General features: G+C 75.8%; 1 protein-coding gene and 1 pseudogene. Both read left to right on the forward strand.

Annotation, left to right across the window (positions count from 1 at the left end; all coding sequences use genetic code 11):
* Positions 1 to 781: pseudogene (locus GQS09_RS28115) on the forward strand (hypothetical protein); the annotation flags it as partial.
* Between the two features lie 170 nt (positions 782 to 951).
* A partial coding sequence (locus GQS09_RS28120; protein ID WP_165990332.1) for a serine/threonine-protein kinase occupies positions 952 to 1,928 on the forward strand: 977 nt, incomplete at its 3' end.

Consider the following 1,928-nt stretch of genomic DNA (forward strand, 5'->3'; position numbering starts at 1 on the left):
CGGGCCGGCACCGGCCGACCCCTTCGCCCCCACCGCGGCCCTGCCCCGGACCGGGCCCGGCGGACCGGCCGGGCCCGGCGGCCGGGGCAGCGGGGTGGACCCGACCCGGGCCATGCCGGTGGCCGGCCACCGCGAATCCGGCCCGGACGAGCCGCACCCGTGGCAGAACCAGATGCGGGCCGCGCGGGAACGCAACGAGGCCACCCAGGTGCAGCCCTTCGACCCGGCCGAGGACCCGCTGTACCGGCAGCCCCAGCGCCGTCCGCAGCGCCGTCCCCAGCCCCCGCAGCAGTCCGCCCGGCAGCAGCAGGGCGGCTACGGCTACCCTCAGCAGCAGCCCGGCTACGGGTATCAGCAGCCGCCCGGGCGCGGCGGTTACGGCTATCCGCAGCCACAGCCGCAGCAGCTGCCGCAGGCTCCTCCGGCGCAGCCCTATCCCCAGCCGCAGCAGCAGCCGCAGCGCCGGTCCGCGCCGCCCCGGGAGTCCCGTCCGCCGCGTGAGCCGCGCCCGCCGCGCGAGCCGCGCCGCAGCGCGAACCCGATGCGCATCCCGGGCCTGGGCTGTCTCAAGGGCTGCCTGTTCATGGTGCTGATCCTGGTGGTGACCGGCTTCCTGGTGTGGAACTTCACCCCGGTCCAGGACTGGATCGCCGAGGGGAAGAGCTTCTGGGAGGCGACCAAGGACTGGTTCAACGATGTGCGGGAGTTTCTCGGCCTGATCGAGGAGGCCCAGCAGACCGTCAACGACGTCGAGCAGAATGTCCCCGGCACCGGCAACTGAACCGCCCCGCCCGGGGGCGGCCCGCTCCGGCCACCCGGCCCGAACCGGATGGTCGCTGGGGGGATTTATCGACAATCGGTGGTGAATTCGGGCGCGGTGTTCCCGGCGAATCCGGGCAATGCGGATCACCGGCACCGCGCCCCGCCCCCGGGTCGTCGTAGCCTCGCGCCATGGCACGCAACATCGGCAGCCGCTACACCGCTCACCGGGTGCTGGGCCGCGGCAGTGCCGGCACGGTGTGGCTCGGCGAGGGCCCGGACGGCCCGGTGGCGATCAAGGTGCTCCGGGAGGATCTCGCGGCCGACGCCGACCTGGTGGCGCGTTTCGCCCACGAGCGGCACACCCTGCTGGGCCTGGAGCACCCGCACATCGTGGGCGTCCGTGATCTGGTCCTCGGCGACGATGCCGAGGGCGGCGACCTGGCCCTGGTCATGGACCTGGTGCGCGGCCCCGACCTGCGCAGCCACCTCGCCGCCCGCCGCCGGCTGGCCCCCCGCGAGGCGGTGGCCATCGTCGCGGGAGTGGCCGGCGGCCTCGCCGTGGCGCACGCCGCCGGCATCGTCCACCGTGACGTCAAGCCGGAGAACATCCTGCTGGACACCTCCGGCCCGGAGCCGGTGGCGCTGCTCACCGACTTCGGCGTGGCCCAGCTCATCGAGGAGCCCCGCCGCGGCACCGCGGGCGGCGTGGTCGGCACCCCCGACTACATGGCCCCCGAGATCATCGAGGGCCTGCCCTCCCGCGCCCCGGTCGACATCTACGCCCTGGCCACCGTGCTCTACGAGCTGCTGGCCGGCTTCACCCCCTTCGGCGGCGGGCACTCCGGAGCGGTGCTGCGCCGCCAGGTCACCGAGAAGGCCGCCGAGCTGCCCGGCCTGCCGCCCGCCCTGTGGGAGCTGATCCAGCAATGCCTGGCCAAGTCCCCCGCCTCCCGGCTGCGCGCCTCCGAACTGGCCTCCCGGCTGCGCGAGCTGCTGCCCGCCCTGGACGGCCTGGCCCCGCTGGAACTGCTGGACCTGGAGGCCGCCGACCACCGCCCGGTGCCCGAGCCGGCCGCCGCCGCCCTGCCCGCGCCCCCGGCGGAGGCCCCGCGCGGCGCGGTCCCGCTGGTGCGCGGCACCGTCCCCGACGAGGAGCGGGTCACCCA

It is taken from the genome of Streptomyces sp. YIM 98790, from assembly GCF_011421595.1.
Classification (GTDB): Bacteria; Actinomycetota; Actinomycetes; order Streptomycetales; family Streptomycetaceae; genus Streptomyces.